Source organism: Streptomyces sp. NPDC058751 (assembly GCF_042746485.1).
Lineage (GTDB): Bacteria > Actinomycetota > Actinomycetes > Streptomycetales > Streptomycetaceae > Streptomyces.
The window spans coordinates 98,595-123,404 of record NZ_JBHYPZ010000029.1 but is presented as its reverse complement, the minus strand read 5'-3'; the positions used below and the strand labels follow the sequence as shown (position 1 = coordinate 123,404).

20 protein-coding genes are annotated in these 24,810 nt (G+C 71.6%); 4 read left to right on the top strand and 16 right to left on the bottom strand.

All coding sequences use genetic code 11. The features are described 5' to 3' along the window. Positions 1-441 precede the first annotated feature (441 nt). The 16 genes from ACFW6B_RS25850 to rsmH all read right to left on the bottom strand — a co-directional run bounded on the left by ACFW6B_RS25850 (position 442) and on the right by rsmH (position 18,517). Complete coding sequence (locus tag ACFW6B_RS25850; protein WP_386599235.1) at positions 442-1,758, bottom strand: DivIVA domain-containing protein; 1,317 nt, start codon at positions 1,756-1,758, stop codon at positions 442-444. A 55-nt stretch (positions 1,759-1,813) separates the two neighbouring features. After that, positions 1,814-2,101, bottom strand: a complete 288-nt coding sequence (locus ACFW6B_RS25845) for a YggT family protein (protein WP_386599233.1) — start codon at positions 2,099-2,101, stop codon at positions 1,814-1,816. 53 nt (positions 2,102-2,154) lie between these two features. Next, positions 2,155-2,796, bottom strand: coding sequence for a cell division protein SepF (gene sepF, locus ACFW6B_RS25840; protein ID WP_386599231.1), 642 nt, complete (start codon positions 2,794-2,796; stop codon positions 2,155-2,157). Between the two features lie 129 nt (positions 2,797-2,925). Continuing rightward, positions 2,926-3,645, bottom strand: a complete 720-nt coding sequence (locus tag ACFW6B_RS25835; RefSeq protein WP_386599229.1) for a YggS family pyridoxal phosphate-dependent enzyme — start codon at positions 3,643-3,645, stop codon at positions 2,926-2,928. Between the two features lie 6 nt (positions 3,646-3,651). Continuing rightward, the gene (gene pgeF / locus ACFW6B_RS25830) at positions 3,652-4,389 is read right to left on the bottom strand and encodes a peptidoglycan editing factor PgeF (protein ID WP_386599228.1); all 738 of its coding nucleotides are present in this window, start codon (positions 4,387-4,389) and stop codon (positions 3,652-3,654) included. Beyond that, entirely contained in the window at positions 4,386-5,582 is a 1,197-nt protein-coding gene (ftsZ, locus tag ACFW6B_RS25825) for a cell division protein FtsZ (protein WP_386599226.1), read from the bottom strand. The genes pgeF and ftsZ overlap by 4 nt, the downstream gene beginning before the upstream one ends. 275 nt (positions 5,583-5,857) lie before the next feature. Next, positions 5,858-6,643, bottom strand: a complete 786-nt coding sequence (locus tag ACFW6B_RS25820) for a cell division protein FtsQ/DivIB (RefSeq protein ID WP_386599224.1) — start codon at positions 6,641-6,643, stop codon at positions 5,858-5,860. Between the two features lie 25 nt (positions 6,644-6,668). After that, positions 6,669-7,760, bottom strand: coding sequence for an undecaprenyldiphospho-muramoylpentapeptide beta-N-acetylglucosaminyltransferase (gene murG, locus ACFW6B_RS25815; protein ID WP_386599222.1), 1,092 nt, complete (start codon positions 7,758-7,760; stop codon positions 6,669-6,671). Positions 7,761-7,766: 6 nt separating this feature from the next. Further along, positions 7,767-9,128: a putative lipid II flippase FtsW gene (gene ftsW, locus ACFW6B_RS25810; RefSeq protein WP_386599220.1), complete on the bottom strand. Its 1,362-nt coding sequence runs from the start codon at positions 9,126-9,128 to the stop codon at positions 7,767-7,769. A 68-nt stretch (positions 9,129-9,196) separates the two neighbouring features. Continuing rightward, positions 9,197-10,624 (bottom strand): UDP-N-acetylmuramoyl-L-alanine--D-glutamate ligase, encoded by a 1,428-nt coding sequence (gene murD / locus ACFW6B_RS25805; protein WP_386599218.1) that lies wholly within the window; start codon positions 10,622-10,624, stop codon positions 9,197-9,199. Beyond that, complete coding sequence (gene mraY / locus ACFW6B_RS25800; protein WP_192582406.1) at positions 10,606-11,679, bottom strand: phospho-N-acetylmuramoyl-pentapeptide-transferase; 1,074 nt, start codon at positions 11,677-11,679, stop codon at positions 10,606-10,608. The genes murD and mraY overlap by 19 nt, the downstream gene beginning before the upstream one ends. After that, positions 11,676-13,082, bottom strand: a complete 1,407-nt coding sequence (gene murF / locus ACFW6B_RS25795; RefSeq protein WP_386599215.1) for a UDP-N-acetylmuramoyl-tripeptide--D-alanyl-D-alanine ligase — start codon at positions 13,080-13,082, stop codon at positions 11,676-11,678. Before murF ends, mraY begins: the two co-directional genes overlap by 4 nt. A 4-nt stretch (positions 13,083-13,086) precedes the next feature. After that, a complete protein-coding gene (locus ACFW6B_RS25790; protein WP_386599241.1) occupies positions 13,087-14,607 on the bottom strand; it encodes a UDP-N-acetylmuramoyl-L-alanyl-D-glutamate--2,6-diaminopimelate ligase in 1,521 nt (506 codons plus the stop codon). A 204-nt stretch (positions 14,608-14,811) separates the two neighbouring features. Further along, positions 14,812-16,782, bottom strand: a complete 1,971-nt coding sequence (locus ACFW6B_RS25785; RefSeq protein WP_386599214.1) for a peptidoglycan D,D-transpeptidase FtsI family protein — start codon at positions 16,780-16,782, stop codon at positions 14,812-14,814. A gap of 5 nt (positions 16,783-16,787) precedes the next feature. Next, positions 16,788-17,294 (bottom strand): hypothetical protein, encoded by a 507-nt coding sequence (locus ACFW6B_RS25780; protein ID WP_386599212.1) that lies wholly within the window; start codon positions 17,292-17,294, stop codon positions 16,788-16,790. A gap of 215 nt (positions 17,295-17,509) precedes the next feature. Further along, complete coding sequence (rsmH, locus tag ACFW6B_RS25775; RefSeq protein WP_386599210.1) at positions 17,510-18,517, bottom strand: 16S rRNA (cytosine(1402)-N(4))-methyltransferase RsmH; 1,008 nt, start codon at positions 18,515-18,517, stop codon at positions 17,510-17,512. A gap of 425 nt (positions 18,518-18,942) precedes the next feature. On the opposite strand from rsmH, the gene ACFW6B_RS25770 reads away from it, so the two are divergent. The 4 genes from ACFW6B_RS25770 to ACFW6B_RS25755 all read left to right on the top strand — a co-directional run bounded on the left by ACFW6B_RS25770 (position 18,943) and on the right by ACFW6B_RS25755 (position 24,544). After that, complete coding sequence (locus tag ACFW6B_RS25770) at positions 18,943-19,491, top strand: beta-class carbonic anhydrase (protein WP_386599208.1); 549 nt, start codon at positions 18,943-18,945, stop codon at positions 19,489-19,491. A gap of 264 nt (positions 19,492-19,755) precedes the next feature. Next, complete coding sequence (locus tag ACFW6B_RS25765) at positions 19,756-20,790, top strand: AAA family ATPase (protein WP_386599206.1); 1,035 nt, start codon at positions 19,756-19,758, stop codon at positions 20,788-20,790. After that, entirely contained in the window at positions 20,790-22,157 is a 1,368-nt protein-coding gene (locus tag ACFW6B_RS25760; protein WP_386599204.1) for a DUF58 domain-containing protein, read from the top strand. Before ACFW6B_RS25765 ends, ACFW6B_RS25760 begins: the two co-directional genes overlap by 1 nt. Continuing rightward, positions 22,154-24,544: a DUF3488 and DUF4129 domain-containing transglutaminase family protein gene (locus ACFW6B_RS25755; protein ID WP_386599202.1), complete on the top strand. Its 2,391-nt coding sequence runs from the start codon at positions 22,154-22,156 to the stop codon at positions 24,542-24,544. Before ACFW6B_RS25760 ends, ACFW6B_RS25755 begins: the two co-directional genes overlap by 4 nt. The last annotated feature ends 266 nt before the right edge of the window (positions 24,545-24,810 follow it).

Genomic DNA, 24,810 nt, shown 5'->3' with positions numbered 1-24,810 from the left:
CTTACGTCGGCCGCGTCACCTGTGTATCCGCGTCAGGAGGAGCGCCGGTCGCTCGAGTTCCCACCCCCCACGGCCCCCCGAGCACCGCCGCCCGGCTCCCGCACCGCGGCCCAGCCACCCGGATCGCGTCGGCCCGCCGCGGCCCTGCCCGCTGTCCCTCGCCCCCTCCGCCCCTGCCCTTCCCACCCCTGGCGGACCCCGCTCCTCAAACGCCGGAGGGGCTGAATCCTTGTCCCCGGCCGGAGCTTCGCCGGGGGCGCCGGCTGGCTGTACGGGGCGTTCGGGGGTGTGCGGGTCGAGGAAAGGTCCGCGTGGCTGTTTCGGCGGCTCCTGGGCCCCGTACAGCCCCTTCGCGGGCACGCAAAAGGGCGGGGCCCCCGGATCTCTCCGGGGGCCCCGCCCTGAATGCTGCCGACGACGCCTAAGGCGCGCTTGCGGCCGTCAGTTGTCGTCCTCGTCGATGAGGAACCCGCGCATCGGCGAGGGCGCCTGCTGCATCGGCGACGGGCCCTGGGGCCGTACCGGAGCCATCGGCTGGGTCATCGCGGGCGACATCTGCTGCTGACCGCCGTAGGACGGTCCGGCCTGCGACGGTCCGCCCATGCCCGGGTTGCCGCCGTAGGACGGCGCACCGGCACCCGCGGGAGCCATCGAGGGCGCGGACGCAGCGGGCAGCGACGCGGCGGCCGGGGTGCGCGGCGGAGCGAGCGAGTCGTCCGCCTGCGTCTCCAGCTGGCGCAGCTGCGACTCCAGGTAGGACTTCAGACGCGTGCGGTACTCGCGCTCGAAGCCGCGCAGGTCCTCGACCTTGCGCTCCAGCGTGGCGCGGGCGGACTCCAGGGAGCCCATCGCGACGCGGTGCTTCTCCTGCGCGTCCCGCTCCAGGGCGTCGGCCTTGGCACGGGCGTCGCGCTCCAGACCCTCGGCGCGGCTACGGGCCTCACCGACGATCTTGTTGGCCTCGGAACGCGCCTCGGCGATCGCCTGGTCGGCGGTCTGCTGAGCCAGCGAGAGGACACGGGCGGCGCTGTCGCCTCCGGGACCCTGCTGCGGCATCTGCTGACCGGGGCCGCCCATGGGGCCACCCATGGGACCGCCCATCGGACCGCCCATGGGGCCACCCATGGGACCGCCCATGGGACCGCCCATGGGGCCACCCATCTGCTGCATCTGGCCGGGACCCTGGCCCATCGGGCCACCCTGGCCCATCGGACCCTGACCCATGGGACCGCCCTGGCCCATGGGACCCTGGCCCATCGGACCGCCCTGGCCCATCGGACCCTGGCCCATCGGGCCACCCTGGCCCATGGGACCGCCCTGACCCATCGGACCCTGACCCATGGGGCCCTGGCCCTGCGGGCCGCCCTGACCGCTGGGGCCCGCGGGCAGCGCGGGAGCACCGCTCGGCAGCTGAGGCGGACCACCCATGGGGCCGCCCATGCCCTGCGGCGGACCTGATATCCCGGCGGGCACAGGAGCGCCGGGCCCTCGCATGCCCTGCGGCGGGCCCTGTGGCGGTCCCTGCTGCTGATCCTGCTGCTCGGGCGGTTTGCGCATACCCTGCTGCTGCTGGTTCTGGGCGGCCGCGCGCGTGGCGGCGGCCAGCTTGGCGCGCAGGTCCTCGTTCTCGCGGAGCAGGCGGGTCAGTTCGGCTTCGACCTCGTCGAGGAAGGCATCGACCTCGTCCTCGTCATAGCCTTCTCGGAGGCGGACGGTCGTGAACTGCTTGTTCCGCACGTCCTCGGGGGTCAACGGCATCTCTTCACCTCAACGTAGTCGTCGGCATTCGGCAAGACCGTATCGTTCACATCGCTCACATCATGTTCTGCGTAAGTCTGATCAAGATGAAGACGATGATCATCAGCACGAAGAAGGACAGGTCAAGCGCCACGCCCCCGAGACGCAGCGGCGGAATGAACCGCCGCAGAAGCTTGAGCGGTGGATCGGTGACAGTGTAGGTGGCCTCCAGAACGACCACCATCGCCTTGCCGGGTTGCCATGAGCGGGCGAACTGGAAGACGTAGTCCATGACCAACCGGAAAATCAGCACGATGAGGAAGCACATCAGCGCGATGTAGAAGACCTGCCCGACCACGCTCATGATCCGTGCTTCCCTCTCCCCTGTTTTCCATACGGTGTTCCCGGTCCTGCGTCTCAGCTCTGGTTGAAGAACCCGCCCTCTGCGATGCGGGCCTTGTCCTCCGCCGTGACATCGACGTTAGCAGGCGACAACAGGAACACCTTCTGCGTCACCCGCTCGATGCTGCCGTGGAGACCGAACACCAAACCTGCGGCGAAGTCGACAAGTCGCTTCGCGTCGGTGTCGTCCATCTCCGTCAGGTTCATGATCACGGGGGTGCCCTCGCGGAAGTGTTCCCCGATGGTACGGGCCTCGTTGTACGTCCGGGGGTGCAGCGTGGTGATCCGGTACGGCTCTCGTTCCGACACGACCTTGGGCATGATCACCGGGGCGTTCTTCTCCAGGCTCTGACGTTCTTGTGTGATGGACGCCACGGGGGCGATGCGTGCCGGACGCCCGGACTCCGCGGCGAGCGAGGCGGAATGCGGCACCGGGTCGCGGGGCGCCGGCGGCTGCACCACGCGTACCGGCTCGTCCCTCTGGGAGGAGTGCGCCTGATGCGACTGGTGCGGCGGTTCGTGCCGTCGTCGGTCGCGCTCGGGCTCCGGGTCGAGCTCGGGCTCGAAGTCGTCGTCGGGGTCGAACCCCCTGCCGTCGTACCCATCGTCCTCCACGAGGCCGAGGTAGACCGCCATCTTGCGCATCGCGCCGGCCATGCTCTGAGTCCTCCGCTCTGTGGTGGATCGGCTGACGAATTGCCAAGTGCCCGCGATCCACGAGGTCGTTATGCCCGCATTTGGCGGTAATGACCATATTTTCTGCTGTGGTCCGACTTCTTGGCGACGTTACCGGAGGGCGGGTCGGACTCCGAGTACCGCAGTACCGACGCGCACATGTGTCGCTCCGGCCGCCACGGCCTGTTCGAGGTCCGAGCTCATCCCTGCCGAGACCATGTTCGCAGCCGGATGGGCCCGGCGCACGGCAGTCGACAAATCCATCAGCCGCTCGAACGCCTCCTGTTGACGCCCCGCGTACGCGCCGGTGAGCGGAGCGACGGTCATCAGCCCGTCGAACCGGAGCCCCGGGGACTGCGCCACCAGATCGGCCAACTCCTCGACCCCGCCGACCCCCACGCCCCCGCGCTCGCCCCGGCCGCCCTCCTGCGCGTCCAGTGCGACCTGGACGAGGCATCCGACCTCGCGCCCCGCCCGCACCGCCTCCTTCGAGAGGGCCGTGACGAGCCGGGAACGGTCGACGGACTGCACGAAATCCGCATATCCGACCACAGAGCGCACCTTGTTGGTCTGCAATTGACCGACGAAATGCCACGACAGGGGCAGATCCGAGCAGTCCGCGCTTTTGGGCGCGGCGTCCTGGTCCCGGTTCTCGGCCACGTGACGCACACCGAGTTCCGACAGGATCCGCACATCACCGGCGGGGTAGGTCTTGGTGACCACGATCAGGGTCACCTCTTCGCGCTCGCGCCCGGCGGCCGTGCACGCCGCCGCGATGCGCTCTTCCACTTTCGCCAGGTTTGCGGCGAGTTGAGCCTTACGTTCCGTCATGTCCCATCAGTCCAGCCAGACATAACCCGCGAGCCGCCCGGTGGTGCGGTCCCGCCGGTACGAGAAGTGGTCCCCCGATTCGAGCGTGCACACCGGTGACTGCTCGCGGTCGCGCACTCCGAGCCGTTCGAGCTGGGCGTGCACCCCGGCGGTCACGTCGACCGCGGGAGTCCCCCAGCGGGTCTCGGCGTACGCCGCGGGCTCCACGGCGGCGACCTCGGCGCGCATCGCGTCCGGCACCTCGTAGCACCGTCCGCAGACGGCGGGGCCGGTGCGGGCGACGATCCTGGCCGGGTCGGCGCCGAGCTCCACCATGGCCCGCACGGCCGCGGGGACCACTCCGGCGACCATGCCGGGCCGTCCCGCGTGCGCGGCGGCCGCCACACCGGCGACGGGGTCGGCCAGCAGGACGGGCGTGCAGTCGGCGGTCAGGACGGCGAGCGCGAGCCCCCGCCGCGCCGTGACGACCGCGTCGACGGCGGGGATCTCCGAGGCGCCCCAGGGCTCCTCGACGACGGCCACGTCGGACCCGTGCACCTGGTTCATCCAGACGACGCGGGCCGGGTCGAGCCCGAGCGCCTTGGCGGCCAGTTCCCGGTTGGCGTGCACGGCGCCGGGGTCGTCGCCGACCGCCCCGCCGAGGTTGAGCTCCTCGTACGGAACGGCGCTCACCCCGCCCCACCTGTCGGTGAAGGCGAAGTGGGCGCCGCTCACGGTGCTCGCGGCGGAGCGCTGTCCTATCACTTCAGGAAGTCCGGCACGTCCAGCTCCTCGGCCGCGCTGTCCGAGTAGGAGCGCGACGGCGGGACCGGCGGGGACACCGGCAGCTCGCTGACCGGCTCCGGAGCGGGCTCCGGGGCGGGCTGCTCCTTGGGCGTGACGCTGCCGAGCGTCCCGAAGGACGGGCGGCTCTCGGCGGGACGCGACGGGACGGGCTCCTCGCGCCGGGCCGTGGCCGAGCCGAGGACGTTCTCGCGCTTGGCCGGCGGCTGTCCGCCGTCGAAGCCGGCGGCGATGACGGTGACCCGCACCTCGTCGCCGAGGGCGTCGTCGATGACCGCGCCGAAGATGATGTTGGCCTCGGGGTGCGCCGCCTCGCTGACCAGCTGGGCCGCCTCGTTGATCTCGAACAGGCCGAGGTCGGAGCCGCCGGAGATGGAGAGCAGGACACCGCGGGCGCCGTCGATGGAGGCTTCCAGCAGCGGCGAGGAGATGGCCATCTCGGCCGCCGCCACCGCGCGGTCGTCGCCGCGGGCGGAGCCGATGCCCATGAGCGCCGAACCGGCCTCGGACATGACGGACTTGACGTCGGCGAAGTCGAGGTTGATCAGACCGGGCGTGGTGATCAGGTCGGTGATGCCCTGGACACCGGAGAGCAGGACCTGGTCGGCCGACTTGAAGGCGTCGAGGACGGAGACCTGGCGGTCCGAGATGGACAGCAGCCGGTCGTTCGGGATGACGATGAGGGTGTCGACCTCTTCGCGGAGCTCCGCGATGCCGTCCTCGGCCTGGTTGGCGCGGCGCCGGCCCTCGAAGGTGAACGGGCGGGTGACCACGCCGATGGTGAGGGCGCCCAGCGAGCGGGCGATGTTGGCCACGACGGGCGCGCCGCCGGTGCCGGTGCCGCCGCCCTCTCCGGCCGTCACGAAGACCATGTCGGCCCCCTTGAGGACCTCCTCGATCTCCTCGCGGTGGTCCTCGGCGGCCTTGCGGCCGACCGCCGGGTTCGCTCCGGCCCCGAGGCCGCGCGTGAGTTCCCGGCCGACGTCGAGCTTGACGTCGGCGTCGCTCATCAACAGCGCCTGCGCGTCGGTGTTGATGGCGATGAACTCGACGCCCTTGAGACCGACCTCGATCATCCGGTTGATGGCATTGACACCACCGCCGCCGACACCGATGACTTTGATGACTGCGAGGTAGTTCTGCGGTGCTGCCACGTCGAAGGCCTCTCGCCTCGAGTTACGTGTCGCCGCTTCGCACGCTCGCGATCCGACGACTGATGCCGAATGGGACGGTCCGAACGCCGACCCGAACCCTAACGCTGAAGTTTAGGGTTACCAGTGTGCCCGTTCCCTGGACTCTTCCGAACAGGACACTAAGTCGACGAGCGGCGCGCGTTCAACGAACACGCCGAACCTCCCGTTTTTCTTTTCACCCTATGTGATCAGGCCCAGCACTGCCCAACCAGGGTGCTGGCCTGCGTTGATGCGAGTCAACTGCCCGACGAGGCGGGTGCGCTGGGGGCACTCACGTCGAAGTGCCGGGCACCTGGATCGGCTTTCATGAGAGCAAGGAGCGTCCTGGCCTTCGCCCGGCCCTGCTCGGCGCTGCCCCACTCGACGGTGCGGCCGCCCCCCAGTTCCAGCGAGACGGCGTCGTAGGAACGGACCTTGACGGTACGGGCGTCGCGGGCGACTTCTTCCGGGACGTCCCCGGCGATCCGCACCGCCTCGCGCACGAGCCGGTCGGCGGGGAAGCGGCGGGCCGAAACACCCTTCGGCGCCGCCAGTTCAAGGAGGGGCACACCCTTCGGAGCCTCGGAAACGGTGGCGAACCGGACACCACCGGCGTCCACTTCGACGAATTTCGCACCTTTTCCGATGATCAGGACCGGAGTCCGTTCGGTCACCCTCAGGGCGATTCCGTGCGGCCAGGACCGGACGGCCTCGACCGAGTCGATCCGGGGCAGTTCCCCGAGCAGCCGGGCCTCGATGGCGTCCGTGTCGACGGAGACCAGCGGGGACCCGACCGGCACGCCGGCCGCCTGGCGCACCTGCGCCGGGGTGAGTACCCGTGTTCCGGAGACGGACACCTGTTCCGTGCGCAGCCAGGAGGAGCCGTAGAGGACCCACACCGCGGCGGCCCCGGCCAACACCACCGCGAACAAAAGGATGATGAGCCTACGAAGGCGGCGGATCCGCCCGCCGAGGGGCGGCCGGGGCGGGCCGGACTCCAGCTTCTGCCGTTCACCGCGCTCGGCGGTACTCGGTCCGGCCACGCTCCCTGCCTTCCCTCATGCGGTCCTAGTGATGGCGCGAGGCGATCGCCTCGTACACCATGCCGACGAGCAGGTCGTCGGCGTCACGGCGGCCGAACTCGCTGGCGGCGACCGACATCTCGTACAGCTTGTGCGGGTCGGCGAGCACGGGCAGCACGTTCTGCTGCACCCACTGCGGGGTCAGCTCCGCGTCGTCGACCAGCAGGCCGCCACCCGCCTTGACCACCGGCTGGGCGTTCAGCCGCTGTTCGCCGTTGCCGATGGGCAGCGGGACGTAGGCGGCGGGCAGTCCGACGGCGGAGAGCTCCGCGACGGTCATCGCGCCCGAGCGGCAGAGCATCATGTCGGCCGCGGCGTACGCGAGATCCATCCGGTCCACGTACGATACCGGGACGTACGGGGGCATTCCTGGCATCTGGTGCACCTGCGGCAGTTCGTTCTTCGGACCCACCACGTGCAGGATCTGGATCCCGGCCTGCTGGAGGTACGGAGCCGCCTGCTGGACCACCTCGTTGAGGCGGCGGGCGCCCTGCGAGCCGCCCGACACCAGCAGCGTCGGCAGGTTCGGGTCGAGCCCGAACGCGGCGCGCGCCTCGGGCCGCACGGCGGCCCGGTCCAGGGTGGCGATGGAGCGGCGCAGCGGGATGCCGATGTAACGGGACCCCCGGAGCTTGCTGTCGGGCGTGGAGACGGCGACCTGGGCCGCGTACCTCGAACCGATCTTGTTGGCGAGTCCGGGCCGGGCGTTGGCCTCGTGGATGACGATCGGCACGCCGAGGCGCTTGGCCGCCAGATAGCCGGGCAGGGCCACGTAACCGCCGAAGCCGACGACCGCGTCCGCCTTGGTCCGCTCCAGGATCTGCTCGACGGCCTTGATCGTGCCGCGCAGCCGCCCGGGGACGGTGATCAGCTCCGGGGTGGGCTTGCGCGGCAGCGGCACCGCCGGGATCAGCGCGAGTTCGTAGCCGCGCTCGGGTACGAGCCGGGTCTCGAGCCCCCGTTCCGTGCCCAGGGCCGTGATCCCCACGGTGGGGTCCTGCCTGCGCAGGGCATCCGCGAGGGCGAGCGCGGGCTCGATGTGGCCGGCGGTCCCCCCGCCGGCGAGTACGACATGCACCGAAATTCACCGCTCTCCGGACGACCGCGCCGCAGAGGCACGTCGTCTCATCGTGTTCCATCTCCGGGGCCCCGCGGCCCTTGCGGACTCTCTCACCGCACCCCGCTTTCTGCCAAAGCGGGGTTGCCGCATCGCGAGAGCCGCCCGCGCAGCGGGATCCTCACGCGCGAACGCGATCAGCAGCCCGATGGCGAACATGGTCGGCAACAGGGCGGAACCCCCGTAGGAGAACAGCGGGAGCGGGACTCCGGCGATCGGCAGCAGACCGAGCACCGCACCGATGTTGATCACGGCCTGGGCCGTGATCCAGGTGGTCACGCCTCCCGCGGCATACCTCACGAAGGGGTCCTCCGTGCGTCCGGCCACGCGGATACCCGCATAGCCTAGAGCCGCGAACAGGGCGAGCACCGACAGCGTCCCCGCGAGGCCCAGTTCCTCCCCAGTGATGGCGAAGATGAAGTCGGTGTGCGCTTCGGGCAGTTGGCCCCATTTCTCCACGCTGGCGCCGAGTCCCGAGCCGAAGAGTCCGCCGGAGGCGAGGGCGTAGATGCCGTGCACGGCCTGCCAGCAGGTGTCGTTCGGCCCCGGCTCGGTGGCACCGATGCAGGCCAGCCTGGACATGCGGTTGGGGCTCGTCCTGATGAGGAGGAAGCCGATCGCCAGGGCGACGGACAGCACGCCCACGAACAGCCGGGTGGGCGCCCCCGCCAGCCACAGCAGCCCGAACAGGATGGCCGTGAGGATGATCGCCGTCCCCATGTCGCCACCGAGCATGATCAGGCCGAGCAGCATGAAGGCTGCGGGCACGAGCGGCACCAGCATGTGCTTCCACTGGGTCAGCAGCCGCTTGTCCTGCTTGCGGGCGAGCAGGTCGGCCCCCCAGAGCACGAGCGCGAGCTTCCCGAACTCGCTGGGCTGGATCTGGAACGAGCCGCCCAGGGAGATCCAGTTCTGGTTGCCGTTGACCGAGAGCCCTATCCCGGGCACCTGCACCAGGACCATCATGAAGACGGCGCCCGCCAGGATCGGGTAGGCCAGCGCCCGGTGCAGCTTCACCGGCATCCGGGAGGCGGCGAACAGCAGCACCCCGCCGATCAGGGCGGCCAGGAACTGCTTGCGGAAGAAGTAGGACCCGGGCAGCGAGAGCTGGAGCGCCGTGATCTGCGAGGCCGAGTAGACCATCACGAGGCCCAGCACGGTGATCAGCAGACTGCCGCCGAGGATCAGGTAGTACGCGGTCAGCGGCCGGTCCCAGGCCTTGCGGGCCCGCAGGTACAGACGGCGTACGGGGTTGTCGCGGAGCACCCCGGCGGCGGCGGGCCGGCCGGCCCGCCGCACGGGAGGGCGGCCGGTGCGGCTAGCCGGCATCGGAGTCTTCGGTCCACAGCGATGTCACGCGTCCGTCCCTCCCTGGTTCGCCCGGCCAGGCAACCGGGTCAGGCGCCGAGTCCGCGGACCGCCTCCGCGAACGCGTCACCGCGCTTGTTGTAGTTGGCGAACATGTCCATGGACGCGCAGGCCGGGGCCAGCAGCACCGTGTCCCCGGGCTCGGCGAGCCTCCTGGCCTCCTGGACAGCCGCGAGCATCGCCCCAGTGTCGGTCCGGTCGAGGTCGACGACCGGTACCTCGGGGGCGTGTCGCGCGAGGGCTTCGCGGATCAGCGCGCGGTCCGCGCCGATCAGGACGACGCCCCTCAGCCGCTTCGCCGAGCGGGCGACGAGCTCGTCGAAGGTCGCGCCCTTGGCGAGTCCTCCGGCGATCCACACGATCGACTCGTAGGCCGCCAAGGAGGCTTCCGCCGCGTGTGTGTTGGTGGCCTTGGAGTCGTCGACGTAGGCGACCTGGTCCACGTCGGCCACGTGCGCGATGCGGTGCGCGTCCGGGGTGAAGGCCCGCAGTCCGTCCCGTACGGCCTTGGGGGGCACCCCGAAGGCGCGCGCGAGGGCCGCCGCGGCAAGGGCGTTGGCGACGTTGTGCGGGGCGGGCGGAGTGACGTCGGAGACCTCCGCCAGCTCCTGGGCGTTCTTCTGCCGGTTCTCGACGAAGGCGCGGTCGACCAGGATGCCGTCCACGACGCCGAGTTGGGAGGGTGCGGGAGCGCCGAGGGTGAAGCCGACTGCGCGGCAGCCCTCCTCGACGTCCGCGGCGCGCACGAGGTCCTCGGTGGCCTTGTCGGCCACGTTGTAGACGCACGCGACCCGATTGCCCTCGTAGATACGGCCCTTGTCGGCGGCGTACGCCTCCATGGAGCCGTGCCAGTCGAGGTGGTCGGGCGCGAGGTTCAGCACGGCCCCGGAGTGGGCGCGCAGCGAGGGCGCCCAGTGGAGCTGGTAGCTGGAGAGTTCGACCGCGAGGACGTCGTACTCCTCCTCGCCGAGGACGGCGTCGAGGAGGGAGACGCCGATGTTGCCGACCGCCGCGGTGCGCAGACCCGCCGCCTTCAGGATGGAGGCGAGCATCTGGACGGTCGTGGTCTTGCCGTTGGTGCCGGTGACCGCGAGCCAGGGGGCCGGCTTCCTGCCGCCCAGTTCCCGCAGCCGCCAGGCGAGTTCGACGTCGCCCCAGATGGGGACGCCCGCCGCGGCGGCCGCGGTGAACAGCGGCTTGTCCGGCTTCCAGCCGGGCGCGGTCACGATGAGCTCGGTGCCCTCGGGCAGGGTCGCGCCGTCACCGAGGCGCACGGTGACGCCGAGTGCCTCCAGGTCCGCGGCCTGCGCCCGGGCCCGTTCGTCGTCACCGTCGTTGACGACGGTGACGACCGCGCCGAGGCCGTGCAGGACCTTGGCCGCCGGGATCCCTGAGACGCCGAGGCCGGCGACGGTGACGTGCTTTCCCTGCCAGTCGGTCACTTCTTGGCTGCCCATCCTGCGTAGAAGAGGCCGAGTCCGACGATCACGCAGATGCCCTGGATGATCCAGAAACGGACCACCACGAGGACCTCGGACCAGCCCTTGAGTTCGAAGTGGTGCTGGAGCGGTGCCATCCGGAAGACGCGCTTCCCGGTGAGCCGGAACGATCCGACCTGGATGACGACCGACATGGTGATGAGGACGAACAGGCCGCCCATGATGGCCACCAGCAGCTCCGTGCGGGAGAGGATGGCCAGGCCGGTGAGGACACCGCCGAGGGCGAGCGAACCGGTGTCGCCCATGAAGATCTTGGCGGGTGACGTGTTCCACCACAGGAAGCCCAGGCAGGCACCCATCAGCGCGGAGGCCACCACGGCCAGGTCGAGCGGGTCGCGCACCTCGTAGCAGGCGCCCGGGTTGGTCAGGGTCGTCGCGTTGGCGCAGGACTCCTGGAACTGCCAGACACCGATGAACGTGTAGGCGCCGAAGACGAGCACGGAGGCGCCGGTGGCGAGACCGTCGAGGCCGTCGGTGAGGTTCACGCCGTTCGACATCGCGAGGATCATGAACAGCGCCCAGAGCACGAACAGCACCGGGCCGATCTTCCAGCCGAAGTCGGTGATGAACGACAGCTTGTCCGAGGCCGGGGTGTTGCCGCGGTTGTCGGGGAACATCAGGGCCAGCACCGCGAAGCCGATGCCGACGATGAGCTGCCCGGCCATCTTCGCCTTGGCCCGCAGACCCAGCGAACGCCGCTTGACGATCTTGATGTAGTCGTCGAGGAAGCCGACCAGGCCCATGCCGAACATCAGGCCGAGGACCAGCAGACCCGAGTAGGTCGGCGGGTAACCGGTGATGAGCTTGCTCAGGAAGTACGCGGCGATCGTCGCCAGGATGAAGGCGATACCGCCCATGGTCGGCGTACCGCGCTTGCTGGCGTGCTCACGCGGGCCGTCGTCGCGGATGTACTGGCCGTAGCCCTTGCGGGCCAGCAGCTTGATCAGCAGCGGCGTGCCGGCCAGGGTCAGGAACAGACCGAGGACTCCCGCGAACAGGATCTGCTTCATCATCGGGCGGAAACCTCACCCTCGGTACCGTCGGCGAGCAGCGCGAGCGCCACCCGTTCCAGCCCGACGGACCTGGACGCCTTCACGAGCACGACGTCCCCTGGGCGCAGCTCGCTGCGCAACAGGTCGACAGCCGCCTGTGCGTCGGACACGTGCACCGACTCCTCACCCCACGAACCCTCGTTATATGCGCCCAGTTGCAGCCAGGACGCTTCCCTGCCCCCGACCGCGACGAGCTTGCCGACATTGAGCCGGACGGCAAGCCGTCCGACCGCGTCGTGCTCGGCGAGCGCCTCGTCCCCGAGCTCGGCCATCTGACCGAGCACCGCCCACGTACGACGCCCCTTGCCCATGGCCGCGAGCGCGCGCAGGGCGGCCCGCATGGACTCGGGGTTCGCGTTGTAGGCGTCGTTGACGACCGTCACGCCGTCCGGACGCTCGGTGACCTCCATCCGCCAGCGGGAGAGGGAGCCCGCCTCGGAGAGCGCACGGGCGATCTCGTCTGCGGACATGCCCAGCTCATGGGCGACGGCGGCCGCGGCGAGCGCGTTCGACACGTGGTGCTCACCGTACAGGCGCATGGTCACATCACTGCACCCGGAGGGTGTGCGAAGGCTGAAGGAAGGCTGTCCGGTCTCCGTGAGCCGGACGTTCTCGGCACGTACGTCCGCTTCGCCGGACTCTCCGAAGAGGATCACGCGCGCCTTCGTGCGCGACGCCATGGCGCGTACGAGGGGGTCGTCGGCGTTGAGGATCGCGGCGCCGTCCTCGGGGAGGCTCTCGACGAGCTCGCCCTTTGCTCGCGCGATCTGTTCGCGGCCGCCGAACTCGCCGATGTGGGCGGTGCCGACGTTGAGGACGAGACCGATCCGCGGCGGGGTGAGTTCCGTCAGGTAGCGGATGTGGCCGATGCCGCGGGCGCCCATCTCCAGCACGAGGAACTTCGTCTCCTCGGTGGCGCTGAGCGCGGTGAGCGGCAGCCCGATCTCGTTGTTGAGGGAGCCGGGGGTGAAGACGGTCGGCGCCTTGCTCCGCAGGACCTGGGCGATCAGGTCCTTGGTACTGGTCTTGCCCGCGGAGCCGGTGAGGCCCACGAGGGTCGCGCCGAGCCGTTCGACGACGTGGCGGGCGAGGGCGCCGAGGGCCGTCTGCACGTCGTCGACGACGATGGCGGGCACGCCGACGGGGCGGGACGCCAGGACGGCGGCAGCGCCGGCCCCGATCACCGCCTCCGCGTAGTCGTGGCCGTCCACGCGTTCGCCGACGAAGGCGACGAAGAGGCTGCCGGACTCCACCTCACGGGAGTCCCTGACGACCGGTCCGGTGACCTGCACCGCCGGATCCGGTATGTCGTACGTCTGCCCGCCGACGACTGCTGCGATCTCGGCGAGGGAGAGGGCGATCACAAGTTCATCCCTGGGTCTGCTGGATAGCTTCGCGGAGCACCTGGCGGTCGTCGAAGGGACGCACCACCCCGGCGATGTCCTGGCCCTGCTCGTGGCCCTTGCCGGCGACCAGTACGGTGTCCCCCGGCTTTGCGCGTGCGACGGCCGCGGCGATGGCGGCGGCCCGGTCCTCGAAGACCTGGACCTCGCCCCGCTCGTGGGCCGGCACCTCGGCGGCGCCCGCGAGCATCGTGGCGAGGATCGCGAGCGGGTCCTCGGAGCGGGGGTTGTCGGAGGTGAGGACGGCGGTGTCGGCGAGCCGGGCCACGGCCGCGCCCATCGGCTTCCGCTTGGTCCTGTCCCTGTCGCCGCCGCAGCCGAGCACGACGTGCAGCCGGCCCTCGGTCACCTTGCGCAGGGCGCGCAGGACGGATTCGACGGCGTCCGTCTTGTGGGCGTAGTCGACGACGGCGAGGTACGGCTGGCCCTCGTCCACGCGCTCCAGCCGGCCCGGGACCCCGGGGACGGCGGCGATGCCGTCGGCCGCGGTCTGCGGGTCGATCCCGGCGGCGGCGAGGGCGACGATCGCGGCGAGGGCGTTCGCCACGTTGAAGGGGCCCGCGAGCGGGGAGCGGGCGGTGATCCGCTCGCCCTTGGGGCCGACCGCGGTGAACGTCGAGTCCATCGGACCGATCTCGACCTCCTCGGCGCGCCAGTCGGCGTCCGGGTGGCCCGCGGCGGAGAAGGTGACGACGGGGACGGTGGCCTCCCCGGCGAGCCTGCGGCCGTACTCGTCGTCGAGGTTCACGACGCCGAGCCGGCTGCGCCTGGCCGTGAAGAGCTGGGCCTTGGCCTGGAAGTAGTCCTCCATGCCCGTGTGGAACTCCATGTGTTCCGGGCTGAGGTTGTTGAAGACGGCGACGTCGAAGACGCAGCCGTCGACCCGGCCGAGGACCAGCGCGTGGCTGGAGACCTCCATCGCGACCGAGTCGACCCCGCGCTCGCGCATGACGGCGAACAGGGCCTGGAGGTCGGTGGCCTCGGGCGTGGTGCGCTCGGACTTGATGCGCTCGTCGCCGATGCGCATCTCGACCGTGCCGATCAGGCCGGTGGAACGGACGCTCTTCAGGCCGCCCTCGACGAGGTAGGCCGTCGTGGTCTTGCCCGAGGTGCCGGTGATGCCGATCTGGAGGAGATCGCGGCCCGGGTGGCCGTAGACGGTGGCCGCGAGCTCGCCCATCGATCCGCGGGGGTCCTCGACGACGAGGACCGGCAGTCCGGTGGCCGCGGCGCGCTCGGCACCGGTCGGGTCGGTGAGCACGGCGACGGCGCCGAGGCCGGCCGCCTGGGTCACGAAGTCGGCGCCGTGCAGACGGGCGCCCGGCAGAGCGGCGTACACGTCGCCGGGGCGCACCGCCCGGGAGTCATGGGTGATGCCCGTGACCCCGGCGTCGCTCTCCGGCCTCTCGGCACCCAGCTGATCGGCCAGCTCCGCGACGGGGGTGGCGGAGACGTGAACCGGACGCGGCGGCCCCGGATAGGTCACAGGGACGTCCTTCTGGGTGGTTTGGGACTGATCAGCTTGTGGCACGGCGGTGAGCGTACCGGGCTCACCCCCGCCGGGGCGAAGCGAGGGCGCGGACGGGGTCTGCTGGGGGTTCTGGTTCCCGGGGTCCGGGGTGATCGTTGTCACGAGTGGTTCCTGGTCCGTTGTGCGTGGGTGCTGATCACGGAGTGCGGTCGGGGGCGGTCACGGCGTGAACTCGACGGGCAGCCGGGCCGCGGGGGCGCCGGTGGGCGGGACCTGAAGGGTCTTCAGGGCGAACTCCATCACCTGCTTGAAGACGGGTCCGCAGATCTGGCCGCCGAAGTAGTTGCCCTTGGTGGCGTTCTGGATCGCGCAGTAGACGGTGACGCGGGGCTTGTCGGCGGGGGCGAAGCCTGCGAAGGACGAGGTGTAGCCGTGGTACTTCCCGGTGGCCGGATCCACGCGGTTGGCCGTACCCGTCTTGCCCGCGACCCGGTACCCCGGGATGCGTGCCTTGACACCGGTGCCCTGCTCGTCGTCCACCACGGACTCCAGCATCTGTGCGAGTGTCCTCGCCGTCTTCCCGCTCACGACCCGGGTCTTCCTCGGCTCGGCGGCGGGGGTGAACCGGCCGTCGGGCCCCTTCGTGCCGCGCACCAGGGTCGGCTCGACGCGGACGCCGCCGTTGGCGATCGTCGAGTAGACGGAGGCGGCCTGCATCGCGTTGATCGACACGCCCTGACCGAAAGGGATCGTGTACTGCTGGGAGGTCGACCACTTGTCGGGGGACGCGAGGATGCCCGCCGTCTCACCGGGGAAGCCGAGCCCGGTGTGGCTGCCGATGCCGAACTTGCGCAGATACGAGTAGAGGACCTGGTTGGCCTGTTTCTGGGTCTTGCCGAGCTGGCCGGTCGCCAGGATGGTGCCGATGTTGCTGGACCTCGCGAGCACGCCGTTGAGCGTGAGGTTCCAGGTCTTGTGGTCGATGTCGTCCTGGAAGAGCCGGTCGCCGCGGTGCAGCCGGTTGGGCACGACGACGCGGGTCCCGGGCGTCGCCGCGTTCTCCTGGAGGACGGCGGCCATCGACATCAGCTTGGCGGTGGAACCGGGCTCATAGGCGTCCTGGAGGGCCGCGTTGCCCATGGCCGCCGCGTCGGCCCGGCCGAGGTCGTTGGGGTCGAAGCCCGGAGCGTTGGCCATGGCGAGGACCTGGCCGGTCCTCGTGTCCTGCACTATCACGTAGCCGCGGTCCGCCCTGGACTTCTTCACCTGCTGGGTGATGGCGTCCTGTGCGGCCCACTGGATGTCCCGGTCGATGGTGAGCTCGACGTCGGAGCCGGCCACGGCCGGTGTCTCGGTGGAGCCCACGGTCGGCACCTGGCGGCCTCCGGACTGGGCGTAGCGGATCTTGCCGTCCTTGCCGGTGAGCTCCTTGTCCAGCTGCTGCTCGATGCCGCCGCCGCCCTTGCCCTCGGCGTTCACCCAGCCCAGTATCCCGGCGGCGAGATCGCCGTTCGGGTACACGCGCTTGCTGGCCGGTACGGCGAGGACGCCCGCGAGGACGTTGACCGTGCTCCGGTCGGTCCCGGCCTTGGTCGCGAGCGTGCCCTTGAGGTCCTTGATCTGCTGCCAGACCTGGGGGGTGCGGCGGTGCGCGAGCAGGACGTAGCGGGTGTTCTCCGTCCGCAGCTTCCTGGCGACGGTGTCCACGTCCTGGTCGATGATCGGGCCGAGGAGTGCCGCGGCCTGCTCGGGGGCGTCCCCCACCTCGGTGGCCTCGCGCGTGAACATCGTCGGGTCCGCGGTGATGTCGTACGCGTCCACGCTCGTCGCCAGCTCGACGCCGTCGCGGTCGGTGATCCCGCCGCGCTCGGCGGCCAGGGTGCGCCCGACGTACCGGTTCTGTTCCGCCTTGGCGGCGTAGGCGCCCGCGTCCACGGCCTGGACCTGCAGCAGCCGCACGACGAACGCGATCATCACCAGCGTCAGGGCGAGGCTGACCATGCGCAGACGGGGGCGCGGGCTGCCGAGCCGGATGAGGCGCGGGCCCCCGGAGCGGTTCGCGGCCGGGCGGCGGACGGGGCGGGCGCCCGGTCCCGGGCGGCTCCGGCCGACGGGGCGGGCGGGCCTGGCGGGGCGGGCGGGCCTGGCGGGGCCGGGGACGCGGCGGCGCGGCGGTTCCCTGTCGGACACTTCCGTCACCTGCCGGGGGTCGTGGAGGGCTGTGTGGACGCTTCCGCGGAGGGCTGCCGCGAGCCGGTGGGCGGGGCCGCGCTCCGGGTGCGGGCCGGAGCGGGGGCGAGGACCTCGGGCGGGGGGACCATCGGGGACCGCGCGGCGGACTCGGCGGCCCGGGGAACGCCCTTGACGGTGCCGTCGGGGCCGAGGAAGGCCGGGTCGCCGCCGGGGACCATGCCGAGTTCGCGGGCGCGGCGCTGGAGGGCGTCGGGGGCCGAGTAGGCGTCCACGTCCCGCTGGAGTGCCTGTTCCTCGTCGGTCAGGCCCTTGGTCTCCTTCTGGAGGTCGTCGAGGCGGAACGCGCCTTCGCTGAGCGCCGAGTTCAGCACGAGGAGCCCGATGAGGCCGCCGCCGAGGAGGAGGACGACCAGGAGGACGAAGGGGGTGCGGGCGGCCTGTCCGGCTCCGGCCGGAAGAAGCCGCGCGAGCCGGGCGGCCCGCCCCCTGAGTTCGGGTCTGCCGCTCACGCGCCCTCCCTGTGGCTCTGGTGTGCCGACGTCACGGCCGCTCCATGGGTCCGGTGCCCCGACTCACGCAGCCGGCGTGGGTACGGTTCCCGGCCCCGGGGAGCCGCCGCGGGTCCGGACGCCCGGTCCCGGAGGTCAGGCGGGTCCGGGAGACGGGCCCGCGGCGTCGCGCGGACCCGGGTTTCCGCCTCACGGCCCCTCCTTCTCCCCGCGCCTCACTCGGCGGACTCCTCGCGGATGCGCTCCGCTCCCCGCAGCCGGGCGGGAGCGGCTCGCCGGTTCTCGGCGACCTCTTCCTCGGTGGGAAGTTCGGCACCGCGGGTGAGGAGCTTGAGCCGGGGCTGGTAGCGCTCGGGGACGACCGGCAGTCCGGGCGGCGCGGTGTTGGCGGCACCGGCCGCGAACACCTGCTTGACCAGGCGGTCCTCCAGCGAGTGGTACGACAGGACGGCGATGCGCCCGCCGACCGCGAGCGCGTCCACGGCCGCGGGGACCGCCCTCTCCAGGACGCTGAGCTCGCCGTTGACCTCGATGCGCAGCGCCTGGAAGGTGCGCTTGGCGGGATTGCCCCCGGTGCGCTTGGCGGCCTGGGGCAGCGCGTCGCGGATCAGCTCGACGAGCCGCGCGCTGTTGGTGAAGGGCTCCTTCTCGCGCTCGCGCACGACCGCGGAGACGATCCGCTTGGCCTGCTTCTCCTCGCCGTACGCCCGCAGGATCCGCACCAGTTCACCCGGCGGGTAGGTGTTGAGCACCTCGGCGGCGCTCATGCCGGTCGTCTGGTCCATGCGCATGTCGAGCGGGGCGTCCTGCGCGTACGCGAACCCCCGGTCGGCCTCGTCGAGCTGCATGGAGGAGACGCCGAGGTCGAACAGGACGCCCTGGACGCGCGGGGTGCCCAGGCGGTCGAGGACGTCGGGGAGTTCGTCGTAGACGGCGTGCACCAGGTCGGCGCGGCCGGCGTAGGGGGCGAGCCGCTCTCCGGAGAGGCGCAGCGCCTCCTTGTCGCGGTCCAGGGCGACGAGCCGCACTCCGGGGAACCGGGTGAGCAGCGCCTCGCTGTGACCGCCGAGTCCGAGCGTGCAGTCGACGACGACGGCTCCCGGCTCGGTGAGCGCCGGGGCCAGCATGTCCAGGCACCGCTGGAGCATGACCGGGACGTGTCGGCTCCGCCCCTCCGGTCGCCCGCCGTCGCCCTCGTCGGGAAGCGCTTCGCGCCCTTTCATTCCGGGCCCTCTCAGGTCCGGCGCGGCCATACGCACCGCCGGGTCCCCACCCGCTCGGGAAGGGGAGGCCTGCCGGCGCCGGATGAGTGGCGTCGGCCGACCGGGAGCAGGAGGAGGCCGAGCCGTACGTACGCGCCGCGCACGCGGGGAAACTCCGGAAAGTCGCCGGGTCTCCTGGGGAAAACAGTCCAGCGGGGAGAGCCTCGCCTCCCGCTTCGCGTCACTTTAGTCCACGGTGTCTCGCGGTCAACCAACCGGCATGCGCGTCGCGGGCGGCGCCCGGACCGAAGCCGCGGATCCGAAGAATCACCCGAACGCGCACGTCGTCACCGCCCGTGTGGATTACCTCACAACAAACCGCGATGACATTCTTTGTCCCCTCTCACAACGGGCCCAGTCCGAGCGTGACCAGTAACGTCACGGGTATGACGACTTCCGCATCTGTTCCCTCCCAGCCCGAAGACGCCATAGACGCGGAGCGCTCGGTCACCGACCGCCTCGTGGACGCGAACGGGAAGTACGCCGCCGCCTTCACCGACCCGGGGATGGACGCCCGCCCCGTGCAGCGGGTCGCCGTGGTCGCGTGCATGGACGCCCGCCTCGACCTGCACGCCGCGCTCGGCCTGAAACTGGGCGACTGCCACACCATCCGCAACGCGGGCGGCGTGGTCACCGACGACGTGATCCGCTCCCTCACCATCAGCCAGCGCGCCCTCGGCACCCGCAGCGTGGCCCTCATCCACCACACCGGCTGCGGCCTGGAGTCCCTCACCGAGGAGTTCCGGCACGACCTGGAGATGGAGGTCGGCCAGCGCCCCGCGTGGGCGGTCGAGGCGTTCCGGGACGTCGACCAGGACGTGAGGCAGTCGATGCAGCGCGTGCGCACCTCCCCGTTCCTGGTGCACACCGACGACGTGCGCGGCTTCGTCTTCGACGTCACGACCGGCCTGCTGCGGGAGATCGACCCCTCCTGACCGGCCCCCGCCGACGTCCCCCGGTCGCCGGCCCTCCGCAGCTCATGGGACCCTCTCTGCACCAGAACCCCGGCCGTCCGGCGCCCAAAGAGCCGCAAGAACTGACATATCGCGGCCACTTGTCCACAGGCGGATGACACGAACCGGTAACGGCAACAAGAATGCGGGTGTGGCGTCACGCGGAACCTTTCGCGCGTGGTGCCCGTGTTTCGGGGTGGGCCGGTCCGCACAGGGCGTCGGCCCGAACGGGCCGAGGAGGGCCGGGTGACGACCTATGACGATCGAGCGAGCCTCACGGATCTGACCGCCACTGCGGAGCGTGTCCGCAGTTCGGTGGAAGGAGTGATCGAAGGCAAGCCTGAGGTCGTACGGCTTTCGCTGACCGTGCTGCTCGCCGAGGGCCACCTTCTGATCGAGGATGTCCCCGGCGTCGGCAAGACCATGCTCGCCAAGGCGCTGGCGCGCTCCATCGACTGCTCGGTGCGGCGCATCCAGTTCACCCCCGACCTGCTGCCCTCGGACATCACGGGCGTGTCCATCTGGGACCAGCAGCGCCGGGACTTCGAGTTCAAGCCGGGCGCGATCTTCGCGCAGATCGTCATCGGCGACGAGATCAACCGCGCCTCGCCCAAGACGCAGTCCGCGCTCCTGGAGTCCCTGGAGGAGCGCCAGGTCACCATCGACGGGCAGACCTACGAACTGCCCAGCCCGTTCATGGTGGTGGCCACCCAGAACCCGGTCGAGATGGAGGGCACCTACCCGCTGCCGGAGGCCCAGCGCGACCGCTTCATGGCCCGGATCTCCATCGGCTACCCCAGCGCGGAGGCCGAACTGCAGATGCTGGACGTCCACGGCGGCGTGAACCCGCTGGACGACCTCCAGCCGGTCGCCCACGCGCACGACATCGTGAAGCTGATCGACGCGGTCCGCACGGTCCACGTCGCCGAACCGGTGCGCCGCTACGCGGTGGATCTGGTGGCGGCCACGCGCACCCACCCCGACCTCAGACTCGGCGCCTCGCCGCGGGCCACGCTGCACCTGCTGCGCGCCGCGAAGGCGTCGGCCGCTCTCGGCGGCCGGGACTTCGCGCTGCCGGACGACGTGCAGGCGCTCGCCGTCGCGGTCCTGGCCCACCGCCTGCTGCCCACGGCCCAGGCACAGTTGAACCGCCGCACCTCCGAGCAGGTCGTCCAGGAGATCCTCCAGCGCACCCCCGTGCCCGCCGCCCCCCAGCAGTCCGGCCTCTCGATGGGCCGGGGCGCGCCCGCCTACGGCCAGCAGCAGCCCCGGAGGCTGTGATGGCACAGGCGAGCACGGGGCCCACCGCCGAGGACAGGGGCGGGCTGCGCACCGCGCTCGCCGGCCTCACCACACGCGGCCGCTCGTTCCTGGCCGCCGGCGTGGCCGCCGCCATCTGCGCCTACGTCCTCGGGCAGAGCGATCTGCTCCGGGTCGGCCTGCTCCTCGCGGTGCTGCCGCTGGTCTGCGCGACCGTGCTGTACCGCACCCGCTACCGGGTCGCGGGCAGCCGCAGGCTCTCTCCGGAGCGCGTGCCCGCGGGCTCCGAGGCCCGCGTGCACCTGCGCATGGACAACATCTCGCGGCTGCCCACCGGTCTGCTGATGCTCCAGGACAAGGTGCCCTACGTCCTCGGTCCGCGCCCCCGCTTCGTGCTGGACCGGGTCGAGGCGGGCGGCCGCCGCGAGGTCTCCTACCGGGTGCGCTCCGACCTGCGCGGACGCTATCCGCTCGGCCCGCTCCAGCTACGGCTGACGGACCCGTTCGGCATGTGCGAGCTGACCCGCTCCTTCTCGGCGTACGACACCCTCACCGTCATACCGCGCGTGGAGGCGCTGCCGCCGGTGCGGCTGACCGGCGAGGCCCAGGGGTACGGCGACGGACGGCAGCGCTCCCTCGCCCTGGCCGGCGAGGACGACATCATTCCGCGCGGGTACCGCTACGGCGACGACCTGCGCCGCGTGCACTGGCGGCTGACCGCCCGCTACGGCGAGCTGATGGTCCGCCGCGAGGAACAGCCCCAGCGCTCCCGCTGCACCGTGCTGCTGGACACCCGGGGCATCGCCTTCCAGAGCGCGGGACCCGACTCTGCCTTCGAGTGGGCCGTCTCGGGAGCGGCGTCCACGCTGCTGCACATGCTCGAACGGGGCTTCTCGGTGCGCCTCCTGACGGACACCGGCAGCTCGGTGCCCGGCGAGGGCTCCGACGGGTTGGCGGGCACGGGCCAGGAGTCGGCGGACGCGGCCGGACTGATGATGGACACGCTCGCCGTCGTCGACCACTCGGACGGCACGGGCCTGTCCCGGGCGTACGAGGTGCTGCGCGGCGGCAACGAAGGACTGCTGATCGCCTTTCTCGGCGATCTCGACGAGGAGCAGGCCACCGTGCTCGGCAAGATGCGCCGGCGCAGCGGCGGGGCCGTCGCGTTCCTGCTCGACAGCGAGTCCTGGGTACGGGAACCGACGGATGTGCCCGGCCCGTCGGACAAGGACAAGGACAAGGACCCGCTGCGCATGCTGCGCGAGGCGGGCTGGACCGCCGTGGCGGTGCCACGGGGGGCGTCGCTCGCCGACCTGTGGCGCGAGGCGGACCGCCGGCGCACGCAGGTGGCGCCGACGGGGACTACCGCGGGGGGTGGTGGCGTATGAGCGGGCGGGCCCGGCTGACGCTGTGCGCGGCGGCGGCCACACTGATGACGTCGTGTGCGCTGCTGCCGCTGGTGAGCCCGGAGACGTGGATCCTCCAGGCGGCGTTCCTGCTGGCCGTGCAGACCGGTGTGGGCGCGCTGACCCGGCGGGTCCCGCTGGCCCGGCCGCTGACCGTGGCGGCCCAGGCGCTGGTGACGCTGATGCTGCTGACGCTGGTCTTCGCCCGGCAGCAGGCCCTCGCCGGGATCGTCCCCGGGCCGGAGGCCTTCCAGCACTTCTCGGCACTGCTCCGGGCGGGCGCCGACGACGTCGGCAGGTACTCGACCCCGGCTCCGCTGTCGGAGGGGATCCGGCTGATGGTGGTCGGCGGTGTCCTGGTGATCGGGCTCGTGGTGGACACCCTCGCGGTGACCTACCGCAGCGCCGCGCCCGCGGGCCTTCCGCTGCTCGCCCTGTACTCGGTCGCCGCGGGCCTCTCCGACGACAGCGCGGCCTGGCCGTGGTTCCTGCTCGCGGCCGCCGGCTATCTGATGCTGCTGCTGGCCGAGAGCCGGGACCGGCTCTCGCAGTGGGGCCGCGTCTTCGGCGGAACGGCCCGCGCACCCGGGCGGGAGACCGAAAGCGGTGTCGTCTCGCCCGTCCGCACCGGACGGCGGATCGGCGCGGTCGCGCTGGGCGTCGCCCTGTTCGCACCGTTCGCGCTGCCCTCGCTCGAGGGCGGTCTGCTGGGCGGCACGGGCCGGGGCATCGGCAACGGCACGGGGGGCGGCGGCACGATCGCCGCGGTGAATCCGCTGGTCTCGCTCCGCGACAGCCTGAACGTGGACGAGGACCGCACGGTCATGACGTACCGAACGGACACCGGGGACACCCAGAACATGTACCTGCGGATCGTCTCGCTGGACGACTTCGACGGCACGGCCTGGAAGCCCGCGCAGCGCCACATCGTGGACGTGCCGGAGACGTTCCCCGCGCCGCCCGGTCTGTCCGGCGAGGTCAAGCGGGCGACGATCCGGACCCGGATAGCGGCGGCCGACTGGTACGCGCAGGACTGGCTGCCCATGCCGTACCCGGCCAGCAAGGTGGACATCAAGGGGAACTGGCGGTACGAACCCGTCGGGCGCACCCTCGTCGGCGACCACGGCCAGAACACGCGGGGCGTGCGGTACGAGGTCACGAGCCTGATGGTGGATCCGACGGCACGGCAGCTCGCGGACGCCCCGGACGCCTCGCCCGCGATGAGGCGCGAGTACACCAAGGTCCCGGAGTCGCTGCCCGAGGTGGTGGCGAGGACCGCCCGCAAGGTCACCGCGGGCTCGGCCAACCACTACGAGCAGGCCGTCAAGCTCCAGGACTACTTCGCGGTCAGCGGCGCCTTCCGGTACAACACCGAGGTGCAGGCCGGCAGCGGCTCCGCGGCGATCGCGAACTTCCTGAAGGAGAAGGAAGGCTTCTGCGTCCACTTCTCCTTCGCGATGGCCTCGATGGCGCGCACCCTCGGGATCCCGGCCCGTGTGGCGGTGGGCTTCACCTCGGGGACGCCGCAGGCGGACGGTTCGATGGCGGTGGGGCTGCGGGACGCGCACGCCTGGCCCGAGCTGTACTTCGAGGGCGTGGGCTGGACCCGCTTCGAGCCGACCCCGAGCCGGGGCTCGGTGCCGTCTTACACCCAGACGAACACGCCGGGCGAGACCGAGTCCGCGGCGCCGAAGCCGACGTTCTCGACGTCCGCGGCGCCCTCGGCCGAGCCGTCGGCGAGCGAGAGCTGCTCGCCCCAGCTCCGGAAGCTGGCGGCCTGCCCGGAGCAGTCCTCGGCGGCGGTGATCGGTGTCGCGGACGACGACTGGCCCTGGAGCAGGACACTCGGACTGACGCTGGCCGGGCTCCTGGTGCTCGGGGTGCCGCTGCTGCCCATGCTGTGGCGGACGCGGGTGCGCGCGGTCCGGCTCGGCGGCCACGGCCGCACCGAGAAGGAGGTGGCGGCGTACACGCTGGGGGCCTGGTCGGAGGTGACCGACACGGCGTGGGACTACGGGATCGCGCCGGAGGAGTCGCAGACACCGAGGAAGGCCGCGGAGCGGATCGTCGGGCTCGGGAACCTGGATCCGGAGGCCGGTGCCGCGGTGCGCCGGCTGGCCACGGCCGTGGAGCAGGTTCTCTACTCTCCGCACCCCCGGCCGGTGGCGGGCCTCGCGAACGACGCGCGACTGGTCGGGAGGTCCTTCCGGACGTCCGCGAGCCGTCCCGCGCGGCTGCGCGCTCTCCTCGCGCCCCGTTCGGCCGTCCGGGTGATCTGGATGGCCTCGGCCGCCCGGACGAAGCTGAGCGCCCGTCTGTCCGCCCGCCGCCGCTCCCTCCTCCACCGCCCGTCGGGCCAGAACGGCTGACAGCCCCCGCCCCCGCTGCGGGCAGGCGTCCCGCAGCGGGGGGGGCGGGGGCACGGCCACCGACCGGCGCCGGGTGCCCTTGGCGTGGGTCCCGGTGACCGGGAAGGCGAGGACCGGCAGAAGCACGCATACGTGAGGGGGCGTCCACCCGGATCCGGGTGGACGCCCCCCCACCGTTTGGTGTGTTGGACCGCCGGGGCGGGGGGGAGGGGGCCCCCACCGCGTGGGCGCGGCCCCGCCCACCCGGGTAGAAACAGGGCAAACAG